The sequence below is a fragment of the Plantibacter cousiniae (nom. nud.) genome (assembly GCF_977070315.1).
On sequence record NZ_CDRVEU010000009.1, the window covers coordinates 270,769 to 295,782 of the forward strand.

Genomic DNA, 25,014 nt, shown 5'->3' on the forward strand with positions numbered 1-25,014 from the left:
ACGCGGCCGTGTGATGACGCGAACAGTTCGCACAGGAGCAATCCATGCAGCATGAAAGCCCGACGAGTGGCATGAACATGTCGGCCCTGAGGCGTCACAAGCAACGTCTGGATCTGGCCGACGAGAGCGTGGCCATCGAAGTGCCGGGCCTGAATCTGTTCTATGGCGACAAGCAGGCGCTGTTCGATATTGCCCTGAATATCCCGAAGCAGAAGGTGACCTCGTTCATCGGTCCGTCCGGGTGTGGCAAATCGACGTTGTTGCGCTGCTTCAACCGCATGAACGACCTGGTCGATGGTTGCCGGGTCGAGGGCGCGATCAACCTGTACGGGCACAACATCTACACCAAGGGCGAGGAAGTCGCCGAGTTGCGTCGCCGCGTCGGCATGGTGTTTCAGAAGCCCAATCCGTTCCCCAAGACGATTTATGAAAACGTGGTCTACGGGCTGCGTATTCAGGGCATCAACAAGAAGCGCGTGCTCGATGAAGCTGTCGAGTGGGCGCTGAAAGCCGCTGCGCTCTGGGATGAAGTCAAGGATCGACTGCATGAGTCGGCATTGGGTTTATCCGGGGGGCAGCAGCAGCGTCTGGTCATTGCCCGAACGATCGCCGTGGAGCCGGAAGTCCTGCTGCTCGACGAACCCTGTTCGGCACTCGATCCGATTTCGACCCTTAAAGTCGAAGAACTGATCTACGAACTGAAATCGAAATACACCATTGTGATCGTTACCCACAACATGCAGCAGGCGGCTCGGGTGTCGGATTACACCGCGTTTATGTACATGGGCAAGCTTGTCGAGTTTGGTGATACGGATACCTTGTTCACCAACCCGGCAAAAAAACAGACAGAAGACTACATCACCGGTCGTTACGGGTAGTACGTGCTTCGTCAGCCCTGAACCACCGCTGCGTTTTCGCAATTAACCGGACGTTCCAAGGACACCCAGCATGATCCACAAAGACAGCCATACGCATCACATTTCCCAACAGTTCAACGCTGAACTCGAAGACGTTCGCAGCCATTTGCTCGAAATGGGTGGCCTGGTCGAGAAGCAGGTGAACGATTCGGTCACAGCGCTGATCGAGGCAGACTCCGGTCTAGCCCAACGTGTTCGCGAGGTCGACGACCGGATCAATCAGATGGAGCGCAGCATCGACGAGGAATGCCTGCGCATTCTGGCTCGTCGTCAGCCTGCGGCGTCCGACCTGCGCCTGATCATCAGTATTTCCAAGTCGGTGATCGACCTGGAGCGCATTGGTGATGAAGCGACCAAGATCGCGCGCCGTGCCATCAAGCTCTGCGAAGAGGGCGAGGCACCACGCGGCTACGTCGAGGTACGTCACATCGGCGATCAGGTGCGCAACATGGTGCGCGATGCGCTGGATTCGTTCGCCCGTTTCGACGCCGAGCTGGCCCTGTCGGTGGCGCAGTACGACAAGACCATCGACCGCGAGTACAAGACGGCCCTGCGCGAGCTGGCGACCTACATGATGGAAGATCCACGCTCGATCTCCCGGGTACTGGACGTCATCTGGGTGCTGCGCTCTCTGGAGCGAATCGGCGACCATGCGCGCAACATTTCCGAGCTGGTGATCTATCTCGTGCGTGGGACCGACGTGCGGCACATGGGTCTCAAGCGCATGAAGGAAGAAGTGCAGGGTATATCGAGCGAAACCGCTAATGTTCCGGGCGACGCTGACGATAAGTAAGATTGCCTGCGAGAAAAACGCCCAGCACGCGCTGGGCGTTTTTCGTTACGCAGATCAGTATTTCCCGTCGCCTGCGGATTAAATGTCGCGGCGCAGTCAATCAATATGGCAGTTGGCTATCGGTCAACGCTATGCTTGCCGAAACAAAGGGCGTGTTGGCATACCGCAGTTCGCCTCCAGGTGAACACGCCCGCAGGAGCGTCGATGAGTAAGGTCAGTGTATTGGTGGTGGATGACGCGACTTTCATTCGCGACTTGGTCAAGAAAGGGCTGCGCAATTATTTTCCCGGGATTCATACCGAGGACGCGGTCAATGGTCGCAAGGCTCAGACGTTGCTGGGCAAAGAGGCGTTCGACCTGATTCTGTGCGACTGGGAAATGCCAGAAATGTCCGGCCTGGAGCTGTTGACATGGTGCCGTCAGCAAGACAATTACCTGAGGACCGTGCCGTTCATCATGGTGACCAGCCGTGGTGACAAGGAAAACGTCGTGCAGGCTATTCAGGCCGGTGTGACCGATTTTGTCGGCAAGCCGTTCACCAATGAACAGCTGCTGACCAAGGTCAAGAAAGCACTGGCAAAAGTCGGCAAGCTCGACGCCGTCATGTCCACAGCCCCGGCACGCATGAACTCGCCGCTCAATGACTCGCTGAGCGCATTGACCGGTGGCAAGGCCGAAGTGGTTCGTGCCGCGCCTGTTGCCGCCGCCGCTGCTCCCAAGCCAGCCCCTGCACCCGTCAGATCGGCAGAGCCGACCGGTCGCGGCCAGGGCCAGTTGCGCCTGCCCAACGGCACTCAGTCGTGTGTGATCAAGGCCCTCACCCTGAAAGACGCCACACTGGTGATTCGCGTCAGCGAAAACCTGCCACAGGTACTCGATAGCGCGGTGCTGGACCTGGAGCAGGGCGAGGAAAACGAGGTCGCACGCCTGAACGGCTATCTGCACTCTGTTGCCGCGTTCGAGCAGAAGCCCGACAGCGAATGGTTGCAAGTGACCTTCCGCTTTGTCGATCACGACGCGCAGAAGCTCGATTACCTGTCGCGTCTGATCGCTCGTGGCACGGCGCAGAAGCACTTCATCCCGGGTGCCTGATACCTGCCTCTGAGCTGAGTGGCATGCCCATGCGCGTCAGCCTTGCGCGGTGTTACACGACACCGCGTACCGAGCCTCTGGCGCGCCTTCCTTGACGCTTCATTCATGTCCGATTGATACCCTTGCGTCCTCTTCTGCCTGCAAGGCTGCTAGGCTTGGCACCCAGTGCCCTTGAACCCGAACATCTCCGATGCTTGAACGCCTGCTTATCCTGTTTGCCCTGACGTTGACTGTGCAGTCGGCCGGGGCTGTCACGATTTATAAATTCACCGATGCCAATGGCGTGGTGTCCTTTTCGGACCGGCCGACGCCCGGCGCATCGGTCATGGTGTTTCGGGACCGCATGGTCGAGCGTATCGACGGCCAGGTGCACTTGAGTGTCAGGCGTGAAAAGGGCGTACACAGCCTGTATGTGCGCAACGATCTGTACGCCCCGGTCGAAGTCGAACTCAGGCTTTCCAGTGTGACCAACGTGCTGGGGGTCTCTGGCTCGTCGGCAACGTTGCGTCGCACGATCCCTGCGCGCAGCAACCAGCGCGTGGTGGTCTTGAGCCCCAAGGTGGGGAGCAAGCCGATGAACTACGCCTCGGTGCTGACTTCAACCCTGGGTGATCCCAAGGGCTCGGTGCAAGCCTATAAATACCCGCTGCCGTGGATTGGCGGGCCGTTTCGCCTGACGCAGGGCCCGAATGGCCGATACAGCCATTACGGCGTCAAGGGGCGCTATGCAATGGACATCGCCATGCCGGAGGGCACGCCGATCATTGCCGCGCGCGGCGGCACGGTGGTGAAGATCGAAAACAGCCAGTCAGGGCGCGGCTCGAATGCGTCAGGTAACTTTGTGCGCATTCTGCACGACGACGGCACCATGGGCGTCTACCTGCACCTGATGCGCGGCTCGGTGAGTGTCAGGGAAGGTCAACGGGTGAGTGTTGGAACAGCGCTGGCACGTTCGGGCAACACCGGCAACAGCACCGGCCCGCACCTGCACTTCGTCGTGCAGCGCAACTCGGGCAACGAACTGGTCTCGATCCCCTACGAATTCGCCACACCGGTACAGAGTCTGCCCAACTTCGCCGTCGGCGGGCATTGAGGGGGGAGCTATTCATAGCTCCACGCCCTGCGTCCGATCCTGAACAGGCGGCGCTGATTGGGTCAGTCCAGCTTCAGTACCTTGGCCAGAACGATTTTCGGGCCTTTCATCTTTTTGATGATGATGCGCAGGCCTTCGACTTCCAGCTGTTCCTCTTCTTCCGGCACACGCTTGAGCGTGTCGTAGATCAGACCGGCCAGCGTCTCGGCTTCGATGTGATCCAGGTCGACGCCCAGCAGGCGCTCGATCTTGAACAATGGCGTATCGCCCCGTACCAGCAGTTTGCCGGGCTGATAGGCGAGAATGCCGCGTTCAACCTTGCGGTGTTCGTCCTGGATGTCGCCCACCAGCACTTCGAGCACGTCTTCCATGGTCAGGTAGCCCACGATCTTGCCGTCGGCTTCTTCTACCACGGCGAAGTGCGCGCCACCCTTGCGGAACTGCTCGAGCAACTGTGACAAAGGCATGTGCCGGGAAACACGTTCCAGCGGGCGGGTCAGCTCGGCGAGGTTGAACGACTCCGGAATATGGTCCAGCGCTGCCAGTTCCAGCAGCAGGTCCTTGATGTGCAACAGGCCGACGAACTCGCCACGCTCAGCGTCATACAGCGGATAACGGCTGAATTTGTGACGGCGGAACAAGGCGAGGATTTCCTTGAGCGGCGCATTGAAGTCCAGCGACACCATGTCTTCGCGGGAGTTGGCCCAATCGACCACTTCCAGCTCGCCCATTTCCACTGCCGACGCCAGCACGCGCATGCCCTGATCGCTGGGGTCCTGGCCACGGCTGGAGTGCAGGATCAGTTTCAGTTCGTCGCGGCTGTAGCTGTGTTCATGGTGCGGGCCGGGCTCACCCTGGCCAGCGATGCGCAGAATGGCGTTGGCGCTGGCGTTGAGCAGGTAGATGGCCGGGTACATCAACCAGTAGAAGAAGTACAACGGCGCCGCTGTCCACAGCGACAACAGTTCCGGCTTGCGGATCGCCCAGGATTTGGGGGCCAGCTCGCCGATCACGATGTGCAGATAGGAAATGATGAAGAAGGCGGTAAAGAACGACACGCCCTTGATCAATTCCGGCGTGTCCACGCCCATCGCCGCGAGCAACGGCTCCAGCAGGTGCGCGAAGGCCGGTTCACCGACCCAGCCCAGACCCAGAGAGGCGAGGGTGATACCCAGCTGGCAGGCCGAAAGGTAGGCGTCCAGCTGGCCATGGACCTTGCGCAGGATGTGCCCGCGCCAGCCGTTCTTGTCGGCAATGGCTTCAACCTTGGTCGAGCGCAGTTTGACCATGGCGAACTCTGCCGCAACGAAAAAGCCGTTGAGCAGGACCAGGAACAAAGCAAAAAGAATCATGCCGAAATCGGCGAAGAGTGAAGACAGGTTAAAACTAGGGGAAGGGTCCATGATGGGGTTTTGCAGGGTCCGTATTAATCAGGAAGAGGGTCGTGTCACGTCAGAGAAGACGCCATGAACCCGGCAATGTAGCGGCTCGAAGCAGGATTGCCTAGTAGTCTGAATCGTCGCTCGCGGGTTTGGACAACTGAGCGCTGGCAAAGTGACAGATAAAAACACTGCCCTTGCCGAGAACACTGTTGATCTCGAGGTTGCCGCGATGGCGCAGCAGCACATGTTTGACGATGGCCAGACCGAGCCCTGTACCGCCGGTATTGGACGCGCGGCTGGTATCGACCCGGTAGAAGCGCTCGGTCAGGCGCGGCAGGTGTTTGGTCTCGATGCCGATTCCTGAATCCTGCACGCTCAGGTGCGCGCCCCGTTCGTCGGCCCACCAGCGAATACGGATCACGCCCTCGGCCGGTGTGTATTTCACGGCATTGAAGATCAGGTTGGAAAACGCGCTGCGCAGCTCGCTTTCGCTGCCCTTGAGGCGCATGTCGCTTTCCAGGCTGAGGTGGATCTGCTGGTTCTTGCTGCCCGACAGCGCGTTGGCATCGGCGGTGATGGTCTTGAGCAGTGTATTGACGACCACCGGGTGATTGTCCGACGGGTAATCGGTGGCCTCGAGCTTGGCCAGCAACAGCAGGTCATTGAGCAGCGTCTGCATGCGCCCGCCTTGCTGATGCATCTGTTGCAGCGCACGTACCCAGCGCGGATTGACCTCGTCGACGTTGTCGAGCAGCGTTTCCAGATAGCCGAAGATCACCGTGAGCGGTGTCCGCAACTCGTGAGACACGTTGGCGACGAAGTCCTTGCGCATCTGCTCCAGCTGATGGATGCGCGTCACATCGCGGACCAGCATCAGGTGTTCGTTGTTGCCGTAACGGGTGATCAGCAACTGAATGCGCAGGCGATCGTTGGTTGGCGACGGGATTTCCAGCGGTTCGCTGTAGTCGCCCAGCGCAAAGTATTCCTTGAAGCGTGGATGCCGCACCAGATTGGTCACGGGTTGACCGCTGTCCTGTGGCGTCTTCAGGCCCAGCAGGGTTTCAGCGGCACGGTTCCACCACTCCAGGTTGCCGTCGCTGTCGAGCATGATCACTGCATCACGCAGCGCGGCGGTGGACTCCTGCACGCGGTCGATGACGGCCTGAAGGCGGCCACGAACGCGCTGATCCCGACGTTGCAGGTGGTAGATGCTGTCGAAGACTTCGCCCCACAGACCATAACCGTCCGGAGGCGGCTCGTCAGCCTTGTGGCTGCTCAGCCAGTCGTGCAGGCGTAACAGTTGCTTCAGGGTCCAGGCCAGATACAGTCCCAGCCCGGCGGCCAGGCTCCAGGCATACTGCCCACTGATCAGACCGACCAACAGGCAGGCGGTGACCAGCAACAACATGTGGCGTATCAGAGTGCCGTGCCAATTTTGATTCAATTAGGGGTAAATCCTTGTCTGGTCTGCACTGGCCATTGCCTTGCATCGACGCAGCGGTTGTCAGCTCTTGGTCGAGAAACGATAGCCAGTGCCGCGCACGGTTTGTACCAGATTTTCATACGCATCCCCCAAGGCCTTGCGCAGGCGGCGGATGTGAACATCGACGGTGCGTTCTTCGACGTAGACGTTGCCGCCCCATACCTGATCCAGCAGCTGACCGCGTGTGTAGGCGCGCTCCTGGTGGGTCATGAAGAACTGCAGCAGACGGTATTCGGTCGGGCCCATTTCGGCGGGTTTGCCGTCGATGGTGACACGGTGGCTGATCGGGTCGAGCAGCAGGCCGCCGACTTCGATGGGCGCTTCGCCGTCAGTCGGGCCGGCACGACGCAGCACGGCTTTGAGGCGCGCCACCAGTTCGCGGGGCGAGAAAGGCTTGGTGATGTAATCGTCGGCGCCCACTTCCAGGCCCTGGATCTTGTTGTCCTCTTCACCCTTGGCGGTGAGCATGATGATCGGGATGTCCCCGGTCAGTTCATCACGCTTGAGGCGCCGGGCCAGTTCGATGCCGGATGTGCCAGGCAGCATCCAGTCGAGCAGAATCAGGTCAGGCTTGCGGTCCACGATGATCGCGTGGGCCTGCTGAGAGTTTTCGGCTTCAATACAGTCGTATCCAGCCATTTCCAACGCAACGGCGATCATTTCGCGAATTGGCGCTTCGTCGTCAACGATCAGGATGCTCCTGCCAGCCATGCTCGAACCTCTTGTCATTTAACTGTCTTGGGGCGCATTAGATAACGGAATTATTGCAGTCGTGTGACAGGTCTGGATGAGGCTAGCACGCTGACAGGCTGCGGGGGCCCGCAGGCCTCGCGATCATAAATTTATTTCCGTCGTGCGCAGGCTGGCAGTGGCCGTTATCCGCGCACCGCGTAGTCGGCGACGATGCCCAGGAATATCGCCAGCCCGGCCCAGTGGTTGTGCAGGAAGGCCTTGAAGCAGGCGTCTCGCCCGCGCTCACGGGTGCTCCAGAATTCCCAGGCGAAACAGCCTGCCGCTGCCAGCAGGCCGATGTAGAAACACGCGCCCAGTTCGAAGCGCGCACCGGCCAGTATCAGGCAGCCCAGTGCCAGCCCTTGCAGGGTCAGGATGATGACCCGGTCGGCATCGCCGAACAGTACTGCCGTGGATTTCACGCCGATTTTCAGGTCGTCGTCGCGATCGACCATGGCGTAGTAGGTGTCGTAGCCCACCGTCCACAGCAGGTTGGCGATGTACAGCAACCAGGCTGCAGCGGGCAACTCGCCGGTTTCGGCGGTGAAGGCCATCGGCATGCCCCACGAGAACGCAGCACCCAGCACCACTTGCGGGTAATAGGTGTAGCGCTTCATGAACGGATAGCTGGCCGCCAGGGCGAGACCGCCGAACGACAGCCAGATGGTCGCCGCATTGGTAAACAGCACCAGCACAAAGCTCAGGCCGACCAGCACCGCAAACAGCACCAGCGCTTCCCTGGAGCTGACTTTGCCGCTGACCAGCGGACGTTGCTCGGTGCGTTTGACGTGGCCGTCCACCTTGCGGTCGGCGAAGTCATTGATCACACAGCCTGCCGCCCGCATCAGAAACACGCCGAGCACAAAAATGAACACGGTCTGCAGCGAGGGCGCGCCCTTGCCTGCAATCCAGACCGCCCACAGGGTCGGCCACAGCAGCAGGTAGACGCCGATGGGCTTGTCGATGCGTGTCAGCTGGATGAAGTCCCAGGCGCGCGGGCTCAGACGATTGAGGGATTTGAGGAGGGACAGGTACATCAGGCGTGGTCCTTGTCGTGGATCGCAGTGCACAGGGCTGGCAGGAAAACTTCGGCGACCAGCACGCTCAATGCGCCGCGATCGAATCGCGAGCGGCGTGCCCACAGTCCGCGCGCTGCGTCGGCAGCGGGTAGCCAGGCCTCGGGGTAATGACACACCTCAAGTGTGCCGCGCACGAACGCCGGGTCGCTGAACAGCAACTCACCCAGAGAACGAGTGCCCAGCTCATCCATATTCAGGCCGCCATCCTGCAGGGCGCTACGGGCGGCGACGCTGCGCGCGAACACCCAGTGGTTGCCGTTGCCGCGCAAATACACCTCGCGCACCCAGCCCTCGCCAGCCTCTGGCAGGCCCAGCGCCAGGCACTCGTCAGGGCGCAACGGCTGCCAGCCTTCAAACTGCGGAAATACGCTGAAACGACCATCAGACAAACGGTCCAAGCGGCGAGAGAGCGAGTCCTGATTGAACAACCAGTCGAGCATTACCGGGTCCGGCACGTCGATCAATTGCTCGCGCTCAAACCAGACAGGGCCAATGAATGCGGGGGATTGCTGGGTCACGGTAAGCCAGTTCCGGCAGCCAACGAGGCCGCGAGCTTAGCATGATTGCCGGTCTCGACCGACGGTCGGTAGAGCCTGAGTTATAGAATCAGACTTGCATCCGCGCCTGTCGATCAGTACAACGCCCCTTCAGAAGACGGCAACCGACCGTCGTACGCTATTGAGCCTGATAAACGAGAGAACCTGACATGAAGAAATGGCAATGCATCGTCTGTGGCCTGATCTATAACGAAGCCGATGGCTGGCCGGATGACGGAATTGCGCCCGGCACCCTCTGGCAGGATGTGCCGGAAGACTGGCTGTGCCCGGATTGCGGCGTGGGCAAGATGGACTTTGAAATGATCGAAATCGGTTGATTGCTGCCTGCAGACAAGGGCTGGCAACAACGAGCACCAGGCACAGTGAAATAGGGAAGAACAATGAGCGCACCTGTCGTCATCATCGGCACCGGCCTTGCGGGGTATAACCTTGCTCGGGAGTTTCGCAAGCTGGACGCAGACACGTCGCTGCTATTGATCACGGCCGATGATGGCCGTTCCTACTCCAAGCCGATGCTCTCTACCGGCTTTGGCAAAAACAAGGAAGCCGACGGCCTGAGCATGGCTGAAGCCGGCGCCATGGCCGATCAGCTCAAGGCCGAGATCCGCACGCACACGCGCATCAGCGGGATCGATGCCGGGCACAAACGCCTGTGGATCGGCGAAGAGGCGGTGTATTACCGCGATCTGGTGCTGGCCTGGGGCGCCGAAGCCATTCGTGTACCGGTGGAAGGCGATGCAGGCGACGCAATTTTCCCGATCAACGATCTTCAGGATTACGCCCGTTTCCGTGCGGCTGCGTCGGGCAAGCGTCGGGTGCTGATTCTCGGCGCAGGGCTCATTGGCTGTGAATTCGCCAACGACCTGATCCTGGGCGGCTATGAAGTGGATCTGGTGGCGCCGTGCGAACAGGTCATGCCGACCCTGTTGCCCCCTGAGGCGGCGGCTGCGGTGAAAACCGGCCTTGAAAGCCTGGGTGCACGTTTCCATCTGGGGCCGGTGCTGACCCGTCTGAATCGCAATGGCGAGGGCCTGCAAGCGCACTTGTCGGACGGGCAGGTGATTGACTGCGATCTGGTGGTCTCAGCCATCGGCCTGCGTCCTCGCATCGAGCTGGCCGCTGCTGCCGGCCTGCAGACCGGGCGCGGCATTCTGGTCGACCGCCTGCTGCAAACCTCCCACGCCAACATCCACGCGCTGGGTGATTGCGCTGAGGTCGATGGTCTCAACCTGCTCTACGTGATGCCGTTGATGAGCTGCGCTCGTGCCTTGGCCCAGACGCTGGCCGGAAACCCGACCTCAGTCAAATACGGGCCCATGCCGATCACCGTGAAGACGCCAGCCTGCCCGCTGGTGGTTTCGCCGCCGCCGCGTGGCAGCGATGGCCACTGGAGCGTCGAAGGGCAGGGCGCTGATATCAAAGCGCTGTGTCACGACGCCGACGGCCATCTGCTGGGCTATGCCCTGACAGGCGCTGCGGTTATGGAAAAACTCGCACTCAACAAGGTGCTGCCCGCGTTATTGGCGTGATTTCTCGTCATTTTGTCGGATTGACCCCGTATTTCTGCCAATAAACCGCGCTCATGCACTGGCGCGGGTCAGTTCGGCATGCCATCCTCGGTCTTGTCTGCCGCTACGTAGAGCTGTCGCGGCGCCTTGTGGCCGTTGTTTTACAAAAGCGGCGCGGGACATAAAAACAAAAAACCGTAAAAGAGGCTTCATATGCGTAAACCAGAAGTTGCAGCCGCCATCGCTGAAAAGGCGGATCTCACCAAAGAGCAATCCAATCGCGTTCTCAATGCCATCCTTGAAGAGATTACTGGCGCACTGAACCGCAAGGACAGTGTCACGCTGGTAGGTTTCGGTACTTTTCTGCAACGCCACCGTGGCGCCCGCACTGGCAAGAACCCTCAGACCGGGGAGCCGGTCAAAATCAAGGCAAGCAACACGGTTGCCTTCAAGCCGGGGAAAGCCCTGAAAGACAGCGTCAACCCTTGATACCCCGGTGTGCGCCTCGGCGGGAGGCGCACGACCCACAGGCGGGCACACCAATCGGATTGGGTGCCCGTTTCTTGTTTCTGCCGTATGACGCCGATGATGCCTCTCGCTCCCTGTGAGAATTGTCCTACTCCATTGCGTGTAATTGCCTTCCAAAGCCCCAGCTTTGCCTGACTTTTTCTTGTTGCTGATTCCCTTAGAGTGCCGCCCCTGCTGCACCCCTTCAATTACTCTTGGGAAATCCAGAATGAAAAAGCCATGGAAGTTTGCTGCTGTTGCGGCTCTGATCGCCACAACCAGCGGTTGTGTGAGCTACGACGTCAGCCAGCCAAGCGCGCCGCTGGAAGGCACGGTCAAAACCGACCTGAAGGCTGACGTCAAGGTTGGCGGCACCATCAGCGGCGAGTCGTCCACCAACGTGCTGTTCAATTTCCTGAGCTTCGGCGGCGATAATCAGTTCGCCGACGGCGTGACCTACGGCGGCGCAGCTGGCGGTGGCGGCCTGGGGCTGGCGTTGCCTGATCCTGTCTCGACGACCAAAGCGGCAGCTGCCTTCAAGGCGGTTAAATCCTCCGGTGCCGACCTGATTGTTGCGCCGCGCTACGAAGTCAGCGTCAAAGACTACTTCATCTTCAAGAAGGTCGATGTAAAGGTCACGGGTAACAAAGGCAGCATCAACAGCATTCGTTGATGTCAGTGTGATGCTGCTCCCCACGTGGAGCAGCCTCCTCATATTCGAGGGCTGTTTTGTGCCGATCTCCCTTGAAATCGATTTTTGTCCTACAGGTTTTGCGCCGATAACCCGCTACACTGCTACGCCGATTTCGAGTCGGAACCCGCGTGTTCAGAGGCCGTGTATGAAATTTCGTTTCCTGTTGTGGATGCTGGGCCTGCTGATGGCCCGCGCCAGTCGTAACAATCCGGCGTTCCAGCAGCAATTGGCTGGCAAGGACCTGACCTTTCAGTTGCAGACTGCAGATGGCAAGATTTCACGTCACTTCGTGGTCCATGATCAACGGATCCGCAGTGCAAGTGGTACGGTTGCAGAGCCGGCCTTTGCCATCGTGTTTCGTGATGCAGCCTTTGGCTTTGATACTCTCCAGGCGAAGAACAAGCAGCTGGCGTTCATGAAGGGCATTCAGGACAAGGATATTCAGATCAAGGGCAACCCGGCCCTGGTGATCTGGTTCCAGGGCCTGGTCAAATACCTCAAACCGAAAAAGAAAGCAGCCTGATCACGGCAGCTGCAGCCCGCCTGCAGCCTTGTGCAACGCCCTCAGGTGCTCCGACACCTGTTTGAGGTTGGCTTCGTTGGCGGCAATCTCTTTGGCGCGCTCAGGCTCCAGCAGGGCTCGCACCTCTTTGTCGAGATCACCGGTCAGGCGCTTGAGCTGCTTCTGGCGCTGACTGCTTTCTGCTTCAAGACGCTGCCATTCTCCTGCCTGTGGCAAACCGTACCCGTCGCTGCCCAGCAGCTCGGCAGGCCGACTGAGGAACCCGCTGCTGGCGAGGATCTCCTGCAGCGTTTTGGTGGCGTTGGAAACCTTGCCGTCTTTCAACTCCCGTGCACCCAGATAGCTCTGTTTCACTTCGTCCTGGGCCAACAACAGTTGCCTGCGCAGGCTGGCCTGCTCCAGCAGCAGAATCGCAGCGCTGGTACGCAGGTCTGCTTTAGCAAACCACTGGCTGCGCTCACTGGCGGGTAGCGCCATCCAGTCTTCCACGGTGTTCTGTTTGATCGGCAGGTGCTTCTTCAGCACTTCGAACATTGCCTGATAGCGATCCCGGTAGGAGTCGAACCGATAGCCCAGACGCAGCGCTTCCTTGGGATCGTCCAATACACTGGTGTCAGCCAGCCCGCGGCCTTCGAGGACTTCAAGCAAACCGTTGGGCAAGATGCTGTCCAGGCCGACGAGCTTGGGGTTGTGCGTACCGGCGCGCAACAGCTTCAGGTTTTCAACGGCGCAGTTGTTCGAGAGGAAGTAGTAGTTGCCGTCGTAGCTCCAGTGCATCTCGGCGGCGTGCTGCACGAGCCCTTCTATTTCCGGACGCGACAGCTTGATTGGTACCGACGCCAGGCTGCGCAGCTCGGTTTTGGTGTATTCATCGATGACCTGCGCCAGTGGCAGGACGAACAGGCGCGACGGGTAGGCCCCCATCAGGCCGTCCCAGCTGGACAGCTGCACGTCGCCGACAAACGCCCGGTACGACAGCACCAGGTGCTGATCAAGATCCAGCCGGCAATCCGGACCACGCGGGCGGCCGGGTTTGCAAATCACCAGGCGCAACATGCTGTGGCCCCAGCGGCTTGCCCAGTTCTGGTTCGCCTCGGCCAGCAGATAATCCACCGCATACACCCGCTCCGGGTCCAGCTTGCCCAGTGGCTCTCGGCCGAAGTCGCTGCCGGCATTCAGGTAGGGGTAAAACGTCGGGCATTCATTATGGGCTGCAGGTGCCCAGCCAAAACGCTCCTTGTAATAGGCATACAGGGCAGGGCGACGGCAGGCGTAGGCCGGATCGAGGAGGAAGTACTCCATGTTCACCGCCACGAACTCCAGCGGGCTGGTGGTTTCGTAGATGTCCGGGCTGCGGGCGACCTGGCCGTTATGTTCCTCGCGTTCGCCACGACGTCCGACATATTGCTGCCAGCCCGCCAGGTCCAGCAGGCGTGGATCGTCACTCAGGGTGAAGCGTCGCTCGGTCTGGCCGCGGCAGTCGTCAGGCAGACCGACCTTGCCCAGTGAACTGCTACGTGATGTGCAGCGAAAAATCGCCGCTCGCTCGCTGGGAGACCACAGGCGGGCGCGGTCGTAGACGTGGGTCAGCTCGTGCAGGACAGTAGCGAGCAGCTCCCGGCGCACCGTACCGTGTGGCCGGCCCGTCTGGGCGGTGGCTGCCGAGCCGTCCGTCAAGGACGTCAGCAGGTGGCTGTTGAGGTACAGCTGATAGGGACCGGCGGCCTGACCGTAGGCGTTCTGCGGCATGTCAGCGGACCAGCTCACCTCGACGGTGCGGTCCAGTGCTGCGACGAAGCTGGGCGGTAATGCGTGCAGGGCTTCGTCGAGCAGCGCCTGGCTGGCTTGTTGTTGGGGCGCATCGAGGCCGTCGGTGTGCAGTTCCAGCTTCAGGCTGGCAAAGGCATGCGTACCAACCAGCGACAGCGCGCCAGCAAGCAGCCAGGCGCGAAACCGCCTCACAATGCGAGGATTGCTTCAGCCAAGGTCTGATCGCTTGCATCACGCGCTTCCGGCACGCGGCTACGCAGCGTGTCGAACGCAGCATCCAGTTGGGCACCGTGGATATCACCACCGGTGGCAACGTAGCTGGCAGCATCGTCCTTGGCCTGGAGAACGACCTTGGAGTCGCGGATCGATGTGGTGGTGTCGGAAGTGAAATCGATGGTACGGCCGAACGCACGAACGATGATGTTGCTCGTGGCCACAACAGTCTGGGCCTGGGCAAAATCGGCCAGCAAGAGCAGGCCAAGGGAAGCAGCAATCAGCGGGGTACGCATGTAGTGACGTCTCCAGTTACGCGAAGAGGGGAAAGTGGCTATTGGACGAGGATTGCCTGCGCCAGTTCAAGGTCGCTGGCATGAAGTTTTGCATCTGCCTGACGCAGGGCGTGCAGCGCTGACTCAAGCCGGGCGCCACGCATTTCTCCGTCGCTGGCGATGAATGCAGCAGCATCGTCACGGGCAGCCATGATCAGTTTGTTATCGAACGGTCCTGTCGAGACCTGACTGGTGGCATAGGCGGTCTTGACCAGGCCTTGCGTGGTCGTATCGAACGCTTGAGCCTGACTGACGTACATCAGGCTGGCAAAGGGAGCGATATACAGAAGGTGCACTAAACGCATGACTTTCACGAACCGGCAAAACAGGCTCCAAGGCTAGCGCAATGCGCGGGCCAGAGCTACCCCGGCACGTAGCCGGGGCGCAGCGGTCAGATGGCCAGAATGGCCTGAGCCAGCTGGCTGTCGCTGGCTTGCAATTCAGGCAGGACCTGGCGGATATGCTGCAAGGCGCCTTCAAGGCGGGCGCTGCGGATGTCGCCGGAGCTGGCCACGAAGCTGGCGGCGTCGTCACGGGCGGCAAGAACGATCTTGTCGTCTTTCAGGGACGAGGACACGTTGGAGGTCGCGCGGGTCGATGCATTGACGGCATCGACCACTGCGTCGGTGGTGACGATGAAGCTGGAGGCGTTTGCACCGGCTGCGGCGGTCAACAGAAAGACAGCGCCAAGGTTACGTAGCAGAGACATGATCGAGTTCCGTTGTGGACAAGTGGGCACAGACTGCCTGTGAAGCCGAAGGGCTGAGGTAGAGCGCTAGACTATCCCACCCATACTGCAGTTGTCATGAAGGTCGACGGTTTCGGCTTACACAGTTTGCAATATTTGATGACTGTACCTGCCGTATTTTGATTTTGTTAAATCTGTACTGGTTTGGCCGGCGCGCTCTGAATCTCCCCCTGAAACGACAAAACCCGTCTCAGTTGCCTGAGACGGGTTTTGTATGAAGCAATTCGGGTTGCTGGTTGGAGACCTAGAGGTCAAGGACCAGCGGGCGCATGTTTAGCGCCAGAACGGCTTGCTCAGCTCTTCGTAACGCTGGGATTCGCTGATACCGGCGTCAGCCAGCAGGCGTGCATCCAGACGTGCCAGCTGGTGGCGGCTGGACAGGCGACGCTGCCAGAGCATCAGGCTGGCGAATACGCGCAGAGGCAGAGAGGCTTTTGCGGTGGTAACGGTGCTTTCGCTGAACAGATCGGAACTGATTGTACGTTCCATGGTGTGACTTCCTTCCGCTTGTGGCGGGATAAGTGAGTTGCTTGACTGGTGCCCATTTTCCTCGCGTGCGTCCAGCTTCCATAGACACAGTTCACCTGTATTGTGAGGGTTCAGTTAACTGTGATTGGACACTGTTTTGTTCATAAATGGGGCAACTGTACCGGTCTGCACTTTATGGGTGCATTTTGTGTTCGATTGTGGTGATTTTGACCTTTCAAGGCAGTTTTATGACCGGTACAGCAGTACAGTTTTTCGATAAGCCCTTGGGTGCCAGTTGAAAGTGAATCGGAAAAGCGCTTGCTCACTTCCAACTGTCCTGTTCAGGCTGGCAGCATGCGCCCGGTTTCTTCCAGGTTGATGTGCCAACTCAGTGCTTCGCGCAGGATGTGCGGGGTATGCCCGCCCACGGCGCAAGCGGCACTGAAATAGGTGTTCAGCGCATCGCGATAATCCGGATGCACGCAGTTATCGATGATTACTCTGGCGCGTTCGCGAGGAGCCAGACCGCGCAGGTCCGCCAGGCCCTGCTCGGTGACCAGGATGTCGACATCGTGTTCGGTGTGGTCGACATGGCTGACCATGGGCACGACGCTGGAGATCGCGCCACCTTTGGCGATCGATTTGGTGACGAAGATCGCCAGGTGCGCGTTGCGCGAGAAGTCCCCGGAACCGCCAATGCCGTTCATCATGCGTGTGCCGCAGATGTGGGTGGAGTTCACATTGCCGTACAGGTCGAACTCCAGCGCGGTATTGATCCCGATGATACCCAGGCGACGGATCACCTCGGGGTGGTTGGAGATTTCCTGCGGGCGCAGTACCAGCCTGGATTTGTAGCGATTGAAGTCGGCAAAGACCTCAGCGTGCTTGGCCGCCGACAAGGTCATGGAGCTGCCCGAGGCAAAGGTCAGTTTGCCTGCATCGAACAGGTCGAATGTCGAGTCCTGCAGCACCTCGGAGTACATCGTCAGGTCCGTGAAGGGCGACGCCAGCAGGCCGTGCATCACGGCGTTGGCAATGTTGCCTATCCCGGCCTGCAATGGCATCAGCTTGTCGGTCAGCCGGTCTTCGCGCACTTCTTTCTTGAAGAATTCCACCAGATGATTGGCAATGGCCTGAGTGTCGGCGTCAGGCGGCGTTACCGTGGAGGGCGAGTCAGGCTGGTTGCTGATGACAATGCCGACTATTTTTGACGGATCGATCTTCACCGCGTGGCTGCCGATACGCGAATCTGCCTCCAGGACTGGAATCGGCAGGCGTGTCGGTCTGTAGCTGGGTATATAGATGTCGTGCAGACCTTCAAGCTCGAGTGGCTGGGACAGGTTGATTTCCACGATGACCTGTTTGGCCAGGATGGCAAAGCTGGCCGAGTTGCCCACGGAGGTGCTCAGCACCAGATGGCCCTCTTCGGTGATCGCCACGCATTCGATCACGGCCAGGTCCACCGCCTTGATCTGTCGATTGCGCAGCAGCTCGACGGTGTCGGACAAATGCTGATCGATGAACATCACAGTGCCGTTGTTGATCGCCTTGCGCAGCGTGCTGTCGACCTGAAAGGGCATGCGCCGGGACAGTACACCGGACTCGGTCAGCTGCTTGTCCAGGTCATTGCCCAGACTGGCGCCGGTCATCAGGCTGATTTTCAGCGGCGTCACTTTGGCGCGCTCGGCCAGCGCGTGGGGCACAGCCTTGGCTTCGCCTGCACGGGTGAAGCCACTCATGCCGACGGTCATGCCGTCTTCAATCAAGGCGGCAGCGTCGGCTGCGCTCATAACCTTGCTCATCAGGGAGGGCCGGCGGATACGGTCACGGTACATGGGTCTGTCTCGTAGATAGAAGCGAACGACAAGTCTAGAGCCTTGGCCGATCTTCGTCCTGCTACCAAGGTCGCATTTGACCGCTCTAATTAGCGGGTTCCAGCGCAAAACACTGTTACGCGGAATGTAAAAAGCCCCGGTCGCCAAGCGAGCCGGGGCTTCAATGGAGCGGGGTCAGGCTAGGCGTTTTCGACGGCCTTCACCATGTCCTCGATCACCTTTTTGGCGTCTCCGAACACCATCATGGTTTTATCCAGGTAGAACAATTCGTTATCCAGACCTGCGTAACCACTGGCCATCGAGCGTTTGTTGACGATGATAGTCTTGGCCTTGAACGCCTCCAGGATGGGCATCCCGGCGATAGGGGATTTCGGGTCGTTCTTGGCGGCCGGGTTGACCACGTCGTTGGCACCGAGCACCAGCACCACATCGGCCTGACCGAATTCGGAGTTGATGTCGTCCATCTCGAACACCTGGTCGTAAGGCACTTCGGCTTCGGCCAGCAGCACGTTCATGTGCCCAGGCATGCGTCCGGCCACCGGGTGAATGGCGTACTTCACGGTGACGCCGCGGTGTACGAGCTTCTCGGTCAGTTCCTTGAGCGCGTGCTGGGCGCGAGCCACTGCCAGGCCGTAACCGGGCACGATGATCACCGTGTCGGCGTTGGTCAGCAAGAAGGTTGCGTCGTCTGCCGAGCCGGACTTCACCGGGCGTGCTTCCTTTGCACCCGCCGGGCCTGCCGAGTCCGTTGCGCCGCCGAAGCCACCGCCGATCACGTTGAAGAACGAGCGGTTCATCGCCTTGCACATGATGTAGGAGAGAATTGCGCCCGAGGAGCCCACCAGTGAGCCCGCGATGATCAGCATCGAGTTGTTCAGCGAAAAGCCGATGCCGGCGGCTGCCCAGCCTGAATAGCTGTTGAGCATCGACACCACTACCGGCATGTCGGCCCCGCCAATCGGGATGATCAGCAATACACCGATGACGAAGGCCAGCGCCAGCATGATCGCAAAGGCAGTGAGGCTGCCGGTGAACATGAAGGTCAGGCCGAAGAACAGCGTGGCCAGGCCAAGGACCAGATTGAGCGTGTGCTGGCCGGAAAACTGTACCGGTGCGCCTTGAAAGAGGCGAAATTTGTACTTGCCCGAGAGTTTGCCGAAAGCGATGACCGAACCCGAGAAGGTGATCGCACCGATGGCTGCCCCGAGGAACAGCTCCAGACGGTTGCCGGCCGGAATCGCATCGCCCAGATTTCGAACGATGCCCAATGATTGAGGCTCGACGACTGCAGCGATAGCGATGAACACCGCGGCCAGGCCGATCATGCTGTGCATGAACGCCACCAGCTCCGGCATTTTGGTCATTTCGACGCGCTTGGCCATGATCGAGCCAGCGGTTCCGCCCACCAGCAGGCCGACTACGATGTAGCCGATGCCCGCGCTGGTCCCTTCAGCGGTAGACAGTGCCGCGAGCTTGAAGACCAGGCCGATCGTGGTGATGACCGCCAGGCCCATACCGAGCATGCCGAACAGGTTGCCACGGCGCGAGGTGGTCGGGTGCGACAAGCCTTTGAGTGCCTGGATGAAGCAGATCGATGCGATCAGGTACAGCAGGGTAACCAGATTCATGCTCATGACTTGGGCGCCTCATCCTTTGCCTTGGGGGCCTTTTTCCTGAACATTTCCAGCATCCGCCGAGTGACCAGAAACCCGCCAAACACGTTCACGGCTGCCAGTGCGACCGCCAGCGTGCCCATGGTCTTGCCCAGCGGGGTGACCGTGAGCGCGGCGGCTAGCATGGCACCTACGATAACGATGGCAGAGATGGCATTGGTGACCGCCATGAGTGGCGTGTGCAGCGCAGGCGTGACGTTCCAGACCACGTGGTAGCCGACATAAATCGCCAGTACGAAAATGATCAGGTTGTAGACGCCGGGGGAAATCAGCTCTTCCATTGGTGTGTCCTCAGCCGTTCTTGCGGACAACTTGCCCGTCGCGGCACATCAGGCATGCGGCGACGATGTCGTCTTCGAGGTTGATCGAGAATGTGCCGTCCTTGTCGAACAGCAGCTTCATGAAGTCCAGCAGGTTGCGGGCGTAGAGCGCCGATGCATCGGCAGCGACCAGAGCGGGCAGGTTGGTGTGGCCGACGATGGTCACGCCGTGCTCGACAACCACTTGATCGGCAACGGTCAGCGGGCAGTTGCCGCCTTGTGCAGCGGCCAGGTCAATCACCACCGAGCCGGGCTTCATCTGCGCCACGGTTTCTGCGCCGAGCAGCACCGGGGCCTTGCGGCCGGGAATGAGTGCGGTCGTGATGACGATGTCCGACAGTTTCGCGCGCTCATGCACGGCGGCGGCCTGGCGTTGCATCCAGCTGGCTGGCATAGGGCGCGCGTAGCCACCAACGCCTTCGGCGCATTCGCGCTCTTCGTCGGTCTCGTAGGGAACATCAATGAATTTCGCGCCCAGCGACTCGATCTGCTCCTTCACTGCCGGACGCACATCCGAAGCTTCTACCACGGCGCCAAGTCTTTTGGCGGTGGCAATGGCCTGCAGACCGGCGACGCCTGCGCCCAGGATCAGCACCCGGGCAGCTTTGACGGTGCCGGCAGCGGTCATCAGCATAGGCATGAAGCGCGGGTAGTGATGCGAGGCGAGCAGTACTGCCTTATAGCCCGCAATGTTGGCTTGCGAAGACAGCACGTCAAGGCTTTGCGCCCGCGATGTGCGCGGCGCGGCTTCCAGGGCGAACGCGGTAATGCCACGTGCGGCCATCTTGCCGATCAGTTCGTTGTTGAAGGGGTTGAGCATGCCGATGACCACCGAGCCGCTTTTGATCAGGCTCAGCGCCTCTTCGTCAGGTGCGACGACCTTGAGAATCAGTTCGGCCGCATAGGTCTGGTGCGTGTCACCGATCACCGCGCCAGCAGCCTCGTAAGCGCTGTCTGGAACGCTGGCATGAAGGCCTGCGCCGCTTTGCACCGTAACCCGGTGACCCTGGCTGATCAGCTTTTTGATGGTTTCCGGAGTAGCAGCTACCCGGGTTTCGCCCGCTTGTGTTTCGAGAGGAACGCCAATGTGCACGACAAATCTCCTGCGCGATTTTTTATCGTTCGTATGTAGGCCAGTGCACTACGGCTGGTGCGTCTGGCTTGGCCAATCAGCACACCCCTTTGCAGCAGGGGCGGGGCATTTTGCAGGCGAAGTTTGCAGGCTTCAATACATTCTGTAACGAAACTATAGGTGAACTACAAGTCACACTGTGACCTATTGTCGCACTTATTCGACAGGGCCCTTTGTCTGTATGGGCTGCGACGATATTCCTTACGAAAAACAGGTGATAAAAGTTTTTCTGCCGAAAATCCGATAAATGCGCCGTATGGACCTATAGACCCTATAAATAAAGGGTTATGTCCCGTTTTCTGTGCGCGATCTGAAGTTACTTAAGGGCGACATAAGTTTATATCTGTAGGTGCCAACAGCTATGGGCTACCTGAGATATTGGTCGGATTTTTCCTGGGGCAACTGGTAAGCCCGGGCCTGTTCGATCAGCCAGTCACGAAACGCAGTCAGCGATGCCGATTCAACTTTGCGCTCAGGAATCATCAGGTGATAGGCCTTACTGCCGGGCAGCGACCGAGTGTTCGCGATCACCAGACGCTTTTCCTGCAGTTCGCGTTGAATGAGGAAGGGGGGAATCAGAGCAATGCCCATGTCATGCATGGCCGCCTGCGCCAGCATCGAGAACAGCTCGTAGCGCGGACCGGTCATGTCGCGCGCGACATCCAGATCCTGCGCATTGAACCATTGGCGCCAGGCGTAGGGCCGGGTGGTCTGTTGCAGCAGCGGCAGTTCGGCCAGTTCACGTGCTCCCAGACTGTCGCGACCTTCAAGAAAAGAGGGGCTGCAGACCGGCATGGAGTTTTCGCTCATCAGTCGATGCGACTGGGTGCCGGACCAGTCGGCATCGCCAAAATAGATGGCGGCATCGAAGTCGGTGTCGGCAAACAGGAATGGGCGGGTGCGGTTGGTCAGGTGGACCGTGACGTCGGGATGCTTGTGCTGGAAGTCCTTCAGGCGCGGCAGCAGCCACTGAGTGCCGAAGGTCGGCACCACGGCGAGCTCGATGGCATTGGCGCCTTGTTGGCCCATGACCGACAGTGTGTCGCGCTCGACCGCGTCCAGTTGCTGGGAAACACGACGGCTATAGGAAAGCCCGGCTTCCGTGAGCTTTACGCCCCTGCGCGAACGCCGGAACAGCTCGACGCCGAGAAACTCTTCCAGCCCGCCGATTTGCCGACACACGGCGCCTTGCGTGAGGGACAGCTCATGAGCGGCCTTGGTGAAGCTCTCGTGGCGGGCGGCTGCCTCGAAGCTGACCAGTGCAGTCGTGCTGGGTATCTTGCGTCTCATGTACTTTCTTCTCACTGGTATTTTTGTTTTGGAGCGCCTTTCTGTGTCTCGGAGTGAGAAATTAGCACACATGCTTGATAAAACCTCGTTTGTCGCTGGCATGGGCCAGGACTAGGATCACTGCAGGATTTCATCTGAACGCGAGGAACTGGCATGAGCGGTAAGGCAAGCTTTAACTGGATTGACCCCTTGTTGCTGGATCAACAGCTCACCGAAGAAGAGCGCATGGTCCGCGACACGGCCGAGCAGTTCGCCCAGAGCAAGCTGGCCCCGCGCGTGCTGGAAGCATTCCGTCACGAGAAAACCGACCCGGCCATCTTTCGCGAGATGGGCGAGGTGGGGCTCTTGGGGGCGACCATCCCGGAAGAGTTCGGTGGCAGCGGTCTGAATTACGTGTGTTATGGGCTGATCGCGCGTGAAGTCGAACGTATCGATTCGGGCTACCGTTCGATGATGAGTGTGCAGTCCTCGCTGGTCATGGTGCCGATCAACGAGTTCGGTACGCAGGCCCAGAAACAGAAGTACCTGCCCAAACTTGCTTCTGGCGAATGGATCGGTTGCTTCGGCCTGACCGAGCCCAATCATGGGTCCGACCCTGGGGCGATGATCACCCGCGCCCGGAGCGTCGAGGGTGGTTACCGCTTGAGCGGCAGCAAGATGTGGATCACCAACAGCCCGATCGCTGATGTGTTCGTAGTGTGGGCCAAGGACGATGCCGGCGATATCCGCGGTTTCGTTCTCGAAAAAGGCTGGGCAGGCCTGAGCGCTCCGGCCATCCACGGCAAGGTCGGTTTGCGCGCATCGATCACCGGCGAGATCGTCATGGATAACGTGTTCGTGCCCGAAGAGAACATCTTCCCCGACGTGCGCGGTCTGAAGGGGCCGTTCACCTGCCTCAACTCGGCACGGTATGGCATTTCCTGGGGCGCGCTGGGTGCTGCAGAATTCTGCTGGCACACCGCGCGGCAGTACACCCTGGATCGCCAGCAATTCGGCCGTCCGTTGGCGGCCAATCAGCTGATCCAGAAGAAGCTGGCAGACATGCAGACCGAAATCACTCTGGCCTTGCAGGGTTGCCTGCGTCTGGGGCGCATGAAGGACGAAGGTACGGCTGCCGTGGAGATCACCTCGATCATGAAGCGCAACTCGTGCGGCAAGTCGCTGGATATCGCGCGCATGGCTCGCGACATGCTGGGCGGCAATGGCATCTCGGATGAGTTCGGCATCGCCAGGCATCTGGTCAACCTGGAGGTTGTGAATACCTACGAAGGCACGCACGACGTGCATGCGTTGATTCTGGGGCGTGCGCAGACCGGCATTCAGGCTTTCTATTAAGGAGGGCTGATCATGGGCGCGCTTTCGCATATCCGGGTGCTCGACCTGTCGAGAGTCCTGGCCGGGCCATGGGCCGGACAGATCCTTGCTGACCTTGGCGCCGATGTGATCAAGGTCGAGCGCCCAGGGGGCGGCGATGACACTCGCTCATGGGGGCCGCCGTTCCTTCAGGATGCTGCGGGGCAGAACACTACCGAGGCGGCCTATTACCTGTCCGCCAATCGTAATAAACAGTCAGTCACTATCGACTTCACGCGCCCTGAAGGGCAAAGGCTGGTGCGCGAGCTGGCGGCGAAGTCCGACATCGTGATCGAAAACTTCAAGGTCGACGGGCTGGCGGCTTACGGGCTGGATTACGAGTCGCTGAAGGCGGTCAACCCGAGGCTGATCTATTGCTCCATTACCGGCTTTGGGCAAAGCGGGCCGTATGCGCGGCGTCCGGGTTACGATTTCATGATTCAGGCGCTGGGTGGCTTGATGAGTCTTACCGGCTTGCCCGATGGTGAAGAGGGTGCGGGGCCGGTGAAGGTCGGCGTCGCATTGACCGACATCCTGACGGGTCTGTATTCGACGACGGCCATTCTCGCCGCTCTGGCCCATCGTGATCAAAGCGATATCGGCCAGTACATTGATATGGCGCTGCTGGATGTACAGGTGGCCTGTCTGGCCAACCAGGGCATGAACTACCTGACTACCGGAATAGCGCCCAAGCGTTTGGGAAATGCTCATCCCAACATCGTGCCCTATCAGGATTTTCCCACTGCCGATGGCGACCTGATCCTTACTGTCGGCAATGACAGTCAGTTCAGGAAGTTTGCCGCTGTGGCGGGGCAGCCGCAGTGGGCGGAAGATCCTCGCTTCCTGACCAACAAGCTGCGAGTGGCTCATCGTGCCGAGCTGATTCCTTTGATTCGCCAGGTGACAGTGTTCAAGGCCACTGCCCAGTGGGTCAGTGAGCTGGAGGCAGCCGGTGTGCCCTGCGGGCCGGTCAATGACCTGGCTCAGGTGTTCGCCGATCCGCACGTGGTGGCGCGGGGTTTGGCCATAGAGCTTCCTCATGTGCTGGCCGGGCGTGTTCCGCAGGTGGCCAGCCCTATTCGGCTGTCCGAAACGCCAGTCGAATACACAAGGGCGCCGCCCCTGCTGGGAGAGCATACGGCGCAAGTGCTGCAGGCGCTGCTGGGGATTGGTGAGGAAGAGATCACTGTGCTGCGCGAGGCAGGGGTGCTGTAGCTATATAGAAGAAAGCGTTTGCGAAGAGCTCTTCTATATAGCCAGGGGGCCTTTAAGGTTAATTTCGGCGATTTTGAAATTAACGGTTGACGCCCTCTGTGATGCGTCTATAATTCGCCCCACTTCCGGCGCAGACGGAAACGAAAAAGCCTTGTAGATCAATAGTTTGCAAGGTTTTGGAGTGAAGAGTCAGCGAGGGAGGAGGTCGGGTCTGAATTGATCGACAGCGGTGAGAAAAAAGAGTTTGACACGCGGTTGTAACGCTGTAGAATTCGCCTCCCGCTGATGAGCAACTCCAGAGT

General features: G+C 59.7%; 26 protein-coding genes. 11 read left to right on the forward strand and 15 right to left on the reverse strand.

What is annotated here, in order from left to right:
• Positions 1-77 precede the first annotated feature (77 nt).
• The 4 genes from pstB to ACW55A_RS18495 all read left to right on the forward strand — a co-directional run bounded on the left by pstB (position 78) and on the right by ACW55A_RS18495 (position 3,895).
• Positions 78-878, forward strand: coding sequence for a phosphate ABC transporter ATP-binding protein PstB (gene pstB, locus ACW55A_RS18480; protein ID WP_499096617.1), 801 nt, complete (start codon positions 78-80; stop codon positions 876-878).
• Positions 879-948: 70 nt separating this feature from the next.
• A complete protein-coding gene (phoU, locus tag ACW55A_RS18485) occupies positions 949-1,710 on the forward strand; it encodes a phosphate signaling complex protein PhoU (RefSeq protein ID WP_002555887.1) in 762 nt (253 codons plus the stop codon).
• A 204-nt stretch (positions 1,711-1,914) separates the two neighbouring features.
• Positions 1,915-2,802 carry a response regulator gene (locus ACW55A_RS18490; protein ID WP_003432838.1) on the forward strand — a complete coding sequence of 296 codons (888 nt, stop codon included), beginning with the start codon at positions 1,915-1,917 and terminating at the stop codon, positions 2,800-2,802.
• A 190-nt stretch (positions 2,803-2,992) separates the two neighbouring features.
• Complete coding sequence (locus tag ACW55A_RS18495; RefSeq protein ID WP_455809176.1) at positions 2,993-3,895, forward strand: peptidoglycan DD-metalloendopeptidase family protein; 903 nt, start codon at positions 2,993-2,995, stop codon at positions 3,893-3,895.
• A gap of 62 nt (positions 3,896-3,957) precedes the next feature.
• On the opposite strand, the gene ACW55A_RS18500 is transcribed toward ACW55A_RS18495, so the two are convergent.
• The 5 genes from ACW55A_RS18500 to ACW55A_RS18520 all read right to left on the reverse strand — a co-directional run bounded on the left by ACW55A_RS18500 (position 3,958) and on the right by ACW55A_RS18520 (position 9,089).
• Positions 3,958-5,247 (reverse strand): hemolysin family protein, encoded by a 1,290-nt coding sequence (locus ACW55A_RS18500; RefSeq protein WP_498811507.1) that lies wholly within the window; start codon positions 5,245-5,247, stop codon positions 3,958-3,960.
• Positions 5,248-5,398: 151 nt separating this feature from the next.
• Positions 5,399-6,721, reverse strand: coding sequence for a phosphate regulon sensor histidine kinase PhoR (phoR, locus tag ACW55A_RS18505; RefSeq protein ID WP_003432839.1), 1,323 nt, complete (start codon positions 6,719-6,721; stop codon positions 5,399-5,401).
• Between the two features lie 60 nt (positions 6,722-6,781).
• Positions 6,782-7,471, reverse strand: coding sequence for a phosphate regulon transcriptional regulator PhoB (gene phoB / locus ACW55A_RS18510; RefSeq protein WP_002555882.1), 690 nt, complete (start codon positions 7,469-7,471; stop codon positions 6,782-6,784).
• Between the two features lie 164 nt (positions 7,472-7,635).
• Positions 7,636-8,529: a 4-hydroxybenzoate octaprenyltransferase gene (ubiA, locus tag ACW55A_RS18515; protein WP_248671157.1), complete on the reverse strand. Its 894-nt coding sequence runs from the start codon at positions 8,527-8,529 to the stop codon at positions 7,636-7,638.
• Positions 8,529-9,089, reverse strand: a complete 561-nt coding sequence (locus ACW55A_RS18520) for a chorismate--pyruvate lyase family protein (protein WP_455809178.1) — start codon at positions 9,087-9,089, stop codon at positions 8,529-8,531. Before ACW55A_RS18520 ends, ubiA begins: the two co-directional genes overlap by 1 nt.
• A 188-nt stretch (positions 9,090-9,277) precedes the next feature.
• Between ACW55A_RS18520 and ACW55A_RS18525 the strand changes: the two genes are divergently transcribed.
• The 5 genes from ACW55A_RS18525 (at position 9,278) to ACW55A_RS18545 (ending at position 12,360) form a co-directional block, all read left to right on the forward strand.
• Complete coding sequence (locus ACW55A_RS18525; protein ID WP_002555879.1) at positions 9,278-9,445, forward strand: rubredoxin; 168 nt, start codon at positions 9,278-9,280, stop codon at positions 9,443-9,445.
• A gap of 63 nt (positions 9,446-9,508) precedes the next feature.
• Positions 9,509-10,657, forward strand: a complete 1,149-nt coding sequence (locus tag ACW55A_RS18530) for an NAD(P)/FAD-dependent oxidoreductase (protein WP_455809179.1) — start codon at positions 9,509-9,511, stop codon at positions 10,655-10,657.
• Positions 10,658-10,849: 192 nt separating this feature from the next.
• Entirely contained in the window at positions 10,850-11,125 is a 276-nt protein-coding gene (locus ACW55A_RS18535) for an HU family DNA-binding protein (RefSeq protein ID WP_003316110.1), read from the forward strand.
• A gap of 247 nt (positions 11,126-11,372) precedes the next feature.
• Positions 11,373-11,816 carry a hypothetical protein gene (locus ACW55A_RS18540; protein ID WP_498811508.1) on the forward strand — a complete coding sequence of 148 codons (444 nt, stop codon included), beginning with the start codon at positions 11,373-11,375 and terminating at the stop codon, positions 11,814-11,816.
• 166 nt (positions 11,817-11,982) lie between these two features.
• The gene (locus tag ACW55A_RS18545) at positions 11,983-12,360 is read left to right on the forward strand and encodes an SCP2 sterol-binding domain-containing protein (RefSeq protein ID WP_003368006.1); all 378 of its coding nucleotides are present in this window, start codon (positions 11,983-11,985) and stop codon (positions 12,358-12,360) included.
• Here the strand turns inward: ACW55A_RS18545 and ACW55A_RS18550 are convergent, their stop codons facing one another.
• The 10 genes from ACW55A_RS18550 to ACW55A_RS18595 form a co-directional block, all read right to left on the reverse strand.
• Entirely contained in the window at positions 12,361-14,322 is a 1,962-nt protein-coding gene (locus tag ACW55A_RS18550; RefSeq protein ID WP_475242805.1) for a DUF7844 domain-containing protein, read from the reverse strand.
• Entirely contained in the window at positions 14,319-14,639 is a 321-nt protein-coding gene (locus ACW55A_RS18555) for a DUF2388 domain-containing protein (protein ID WP_003368012.1), read from the reverse strand. The genes ACW55A_RS18550 and ACW55A_RS18555 overlap by 4 nt, the downstream gene beginning before the upstream one ends.
• A 38-nt stretch (positions 14,640-14,677) precedes the next feature.
• Positions 14,678-14,983, reverse strand: a complete 306-nt coding sequence (locus ACW55A_RS18560) for a DUF2388 domain-containing protein (RefSeq protein WP_455809180.1) — start codon at positions 14,981-14,983, stop codon at positions 14,678-14,680.
• An 86-nt stretch (positions 14,984-15,069) separates the two neighbouring features.
• A complete protein-coding gene (locus ACW55A_RS18565; protein ID WP_003368015.1) occupies positions 15,070-15,387 on the reverse strand; it encodes a DUF2388 domain-containing protein in 318 nt (105 codons plus the stop codon).
• A gap of 312 nt (positions 15,388-15,699) precedes the next feature.
• Entirely contained in the window at positions 15,700-15,915 is a 216-nt protein-coding gene (locus ACW55A_RS18570; protein WP_498811509.1) for a DUF1127 domain-containing protein, read from the reverse strand.
• Positions 15,916-16,235: 320 nt separating this feature from the next.
• Positions 16,236-17,729, reverse strand: coding sequence for a succinyl-CoA:acetate CoA-transferase ScpC (scpC, locus tag ACW55A_RS18575; RefSeq protein ID WP_455809182.1), 1,494 nt, complete (start codon positions 17,727-17,729; stop codon positions 16,236-16,238).
• Positions 17,730-17,908: 179 nt separating this feature from the next.
• On the reverse strand, positions 17,909-19,363 hold the full coding sequence (locus ACW55A_RS18580; RefSeq protein WP_003432845.1) for an NAD(P)(+) transhydrogenase (Re/Si-specific) subunit beta: 1,455 nt from the start codon (positions 19,361-19,363) through the stop codon (positions 17,909-17,911).
• Positions 19,360-19,683, reverse strand: a complete 324-nt coding sequence (locus tag ACW55A_RS18585; protein ID WP_002555867.1) for an NAD(P) transhydrogenase subunit alpha part 2 — start codon at positions 19,681-19,683, stop codon at positions 19,360-19,362. Before ACW55A_RS18585 ends, ACW55A_RS18580 begins: the two co-directional genes overlap by 4 nt.
• 10 nt (positions 19,684-19,693) lie before the next feature.
• Entirely contained in the window at positions 19,694-20,815 is a 1,122-nt protein-coding gene (locus ACW55A_RS18590) for a Re/Si-specific NAD(P)(+) transhydrogenase subunit alpha (RefSeq protein WP_003368022.1), read from the reverse strand.
• 405 nt (positions 20,816-21,220) lie between these two features.
• Positions 21,221-22,144 carry a LysR family transcriptional regulator gene (locus ACW55A_RS18595; protein WP_455809184.1) on the reverse strand — a complete coding sequence of 308 codons (924 nt, stop codon included), beginning with the start codon at positions 22,142-22,144 and terminating at the stop codon, positions 21,221-21,223.
• A 153-nt stretch (positions 22,145-22,297) separates the two neighbouring features.
• Here ACW55A_RS18595 and ACW55A_RS18600 point away from each other — a divergent pair, with 153 nt between their 5' ends.
• Together ACW55A_RS18600 and ACW55A_RS18605 are read left to right on the forward strand one after the other, a co-directional pair.
• A complete protein-coding gene (locus ACW55A_RS18600; protein WP_074808974.1) occupies positions 22,298-23,479 on the forward strand; it encodes an acyl-CoA dehydrogenase in 1,182 nt (393 codons plus the stop codon).
• Between the two features lie 12 nt (positions 23,480-23,491).
• Positions 23,492-24,712, forward strand: a complete 1,221-nt coding sequence (locus ACW55A_RS18605) for a CaiB/BaiF CoA transferase family protein (RefSeq protein WP_003432851.1) — start codon at positions 23,492-23,494, stop codon at positions 24,710-24,712.
• Positions 24,713-25,014: the final 302 nt, after the last annotated feature.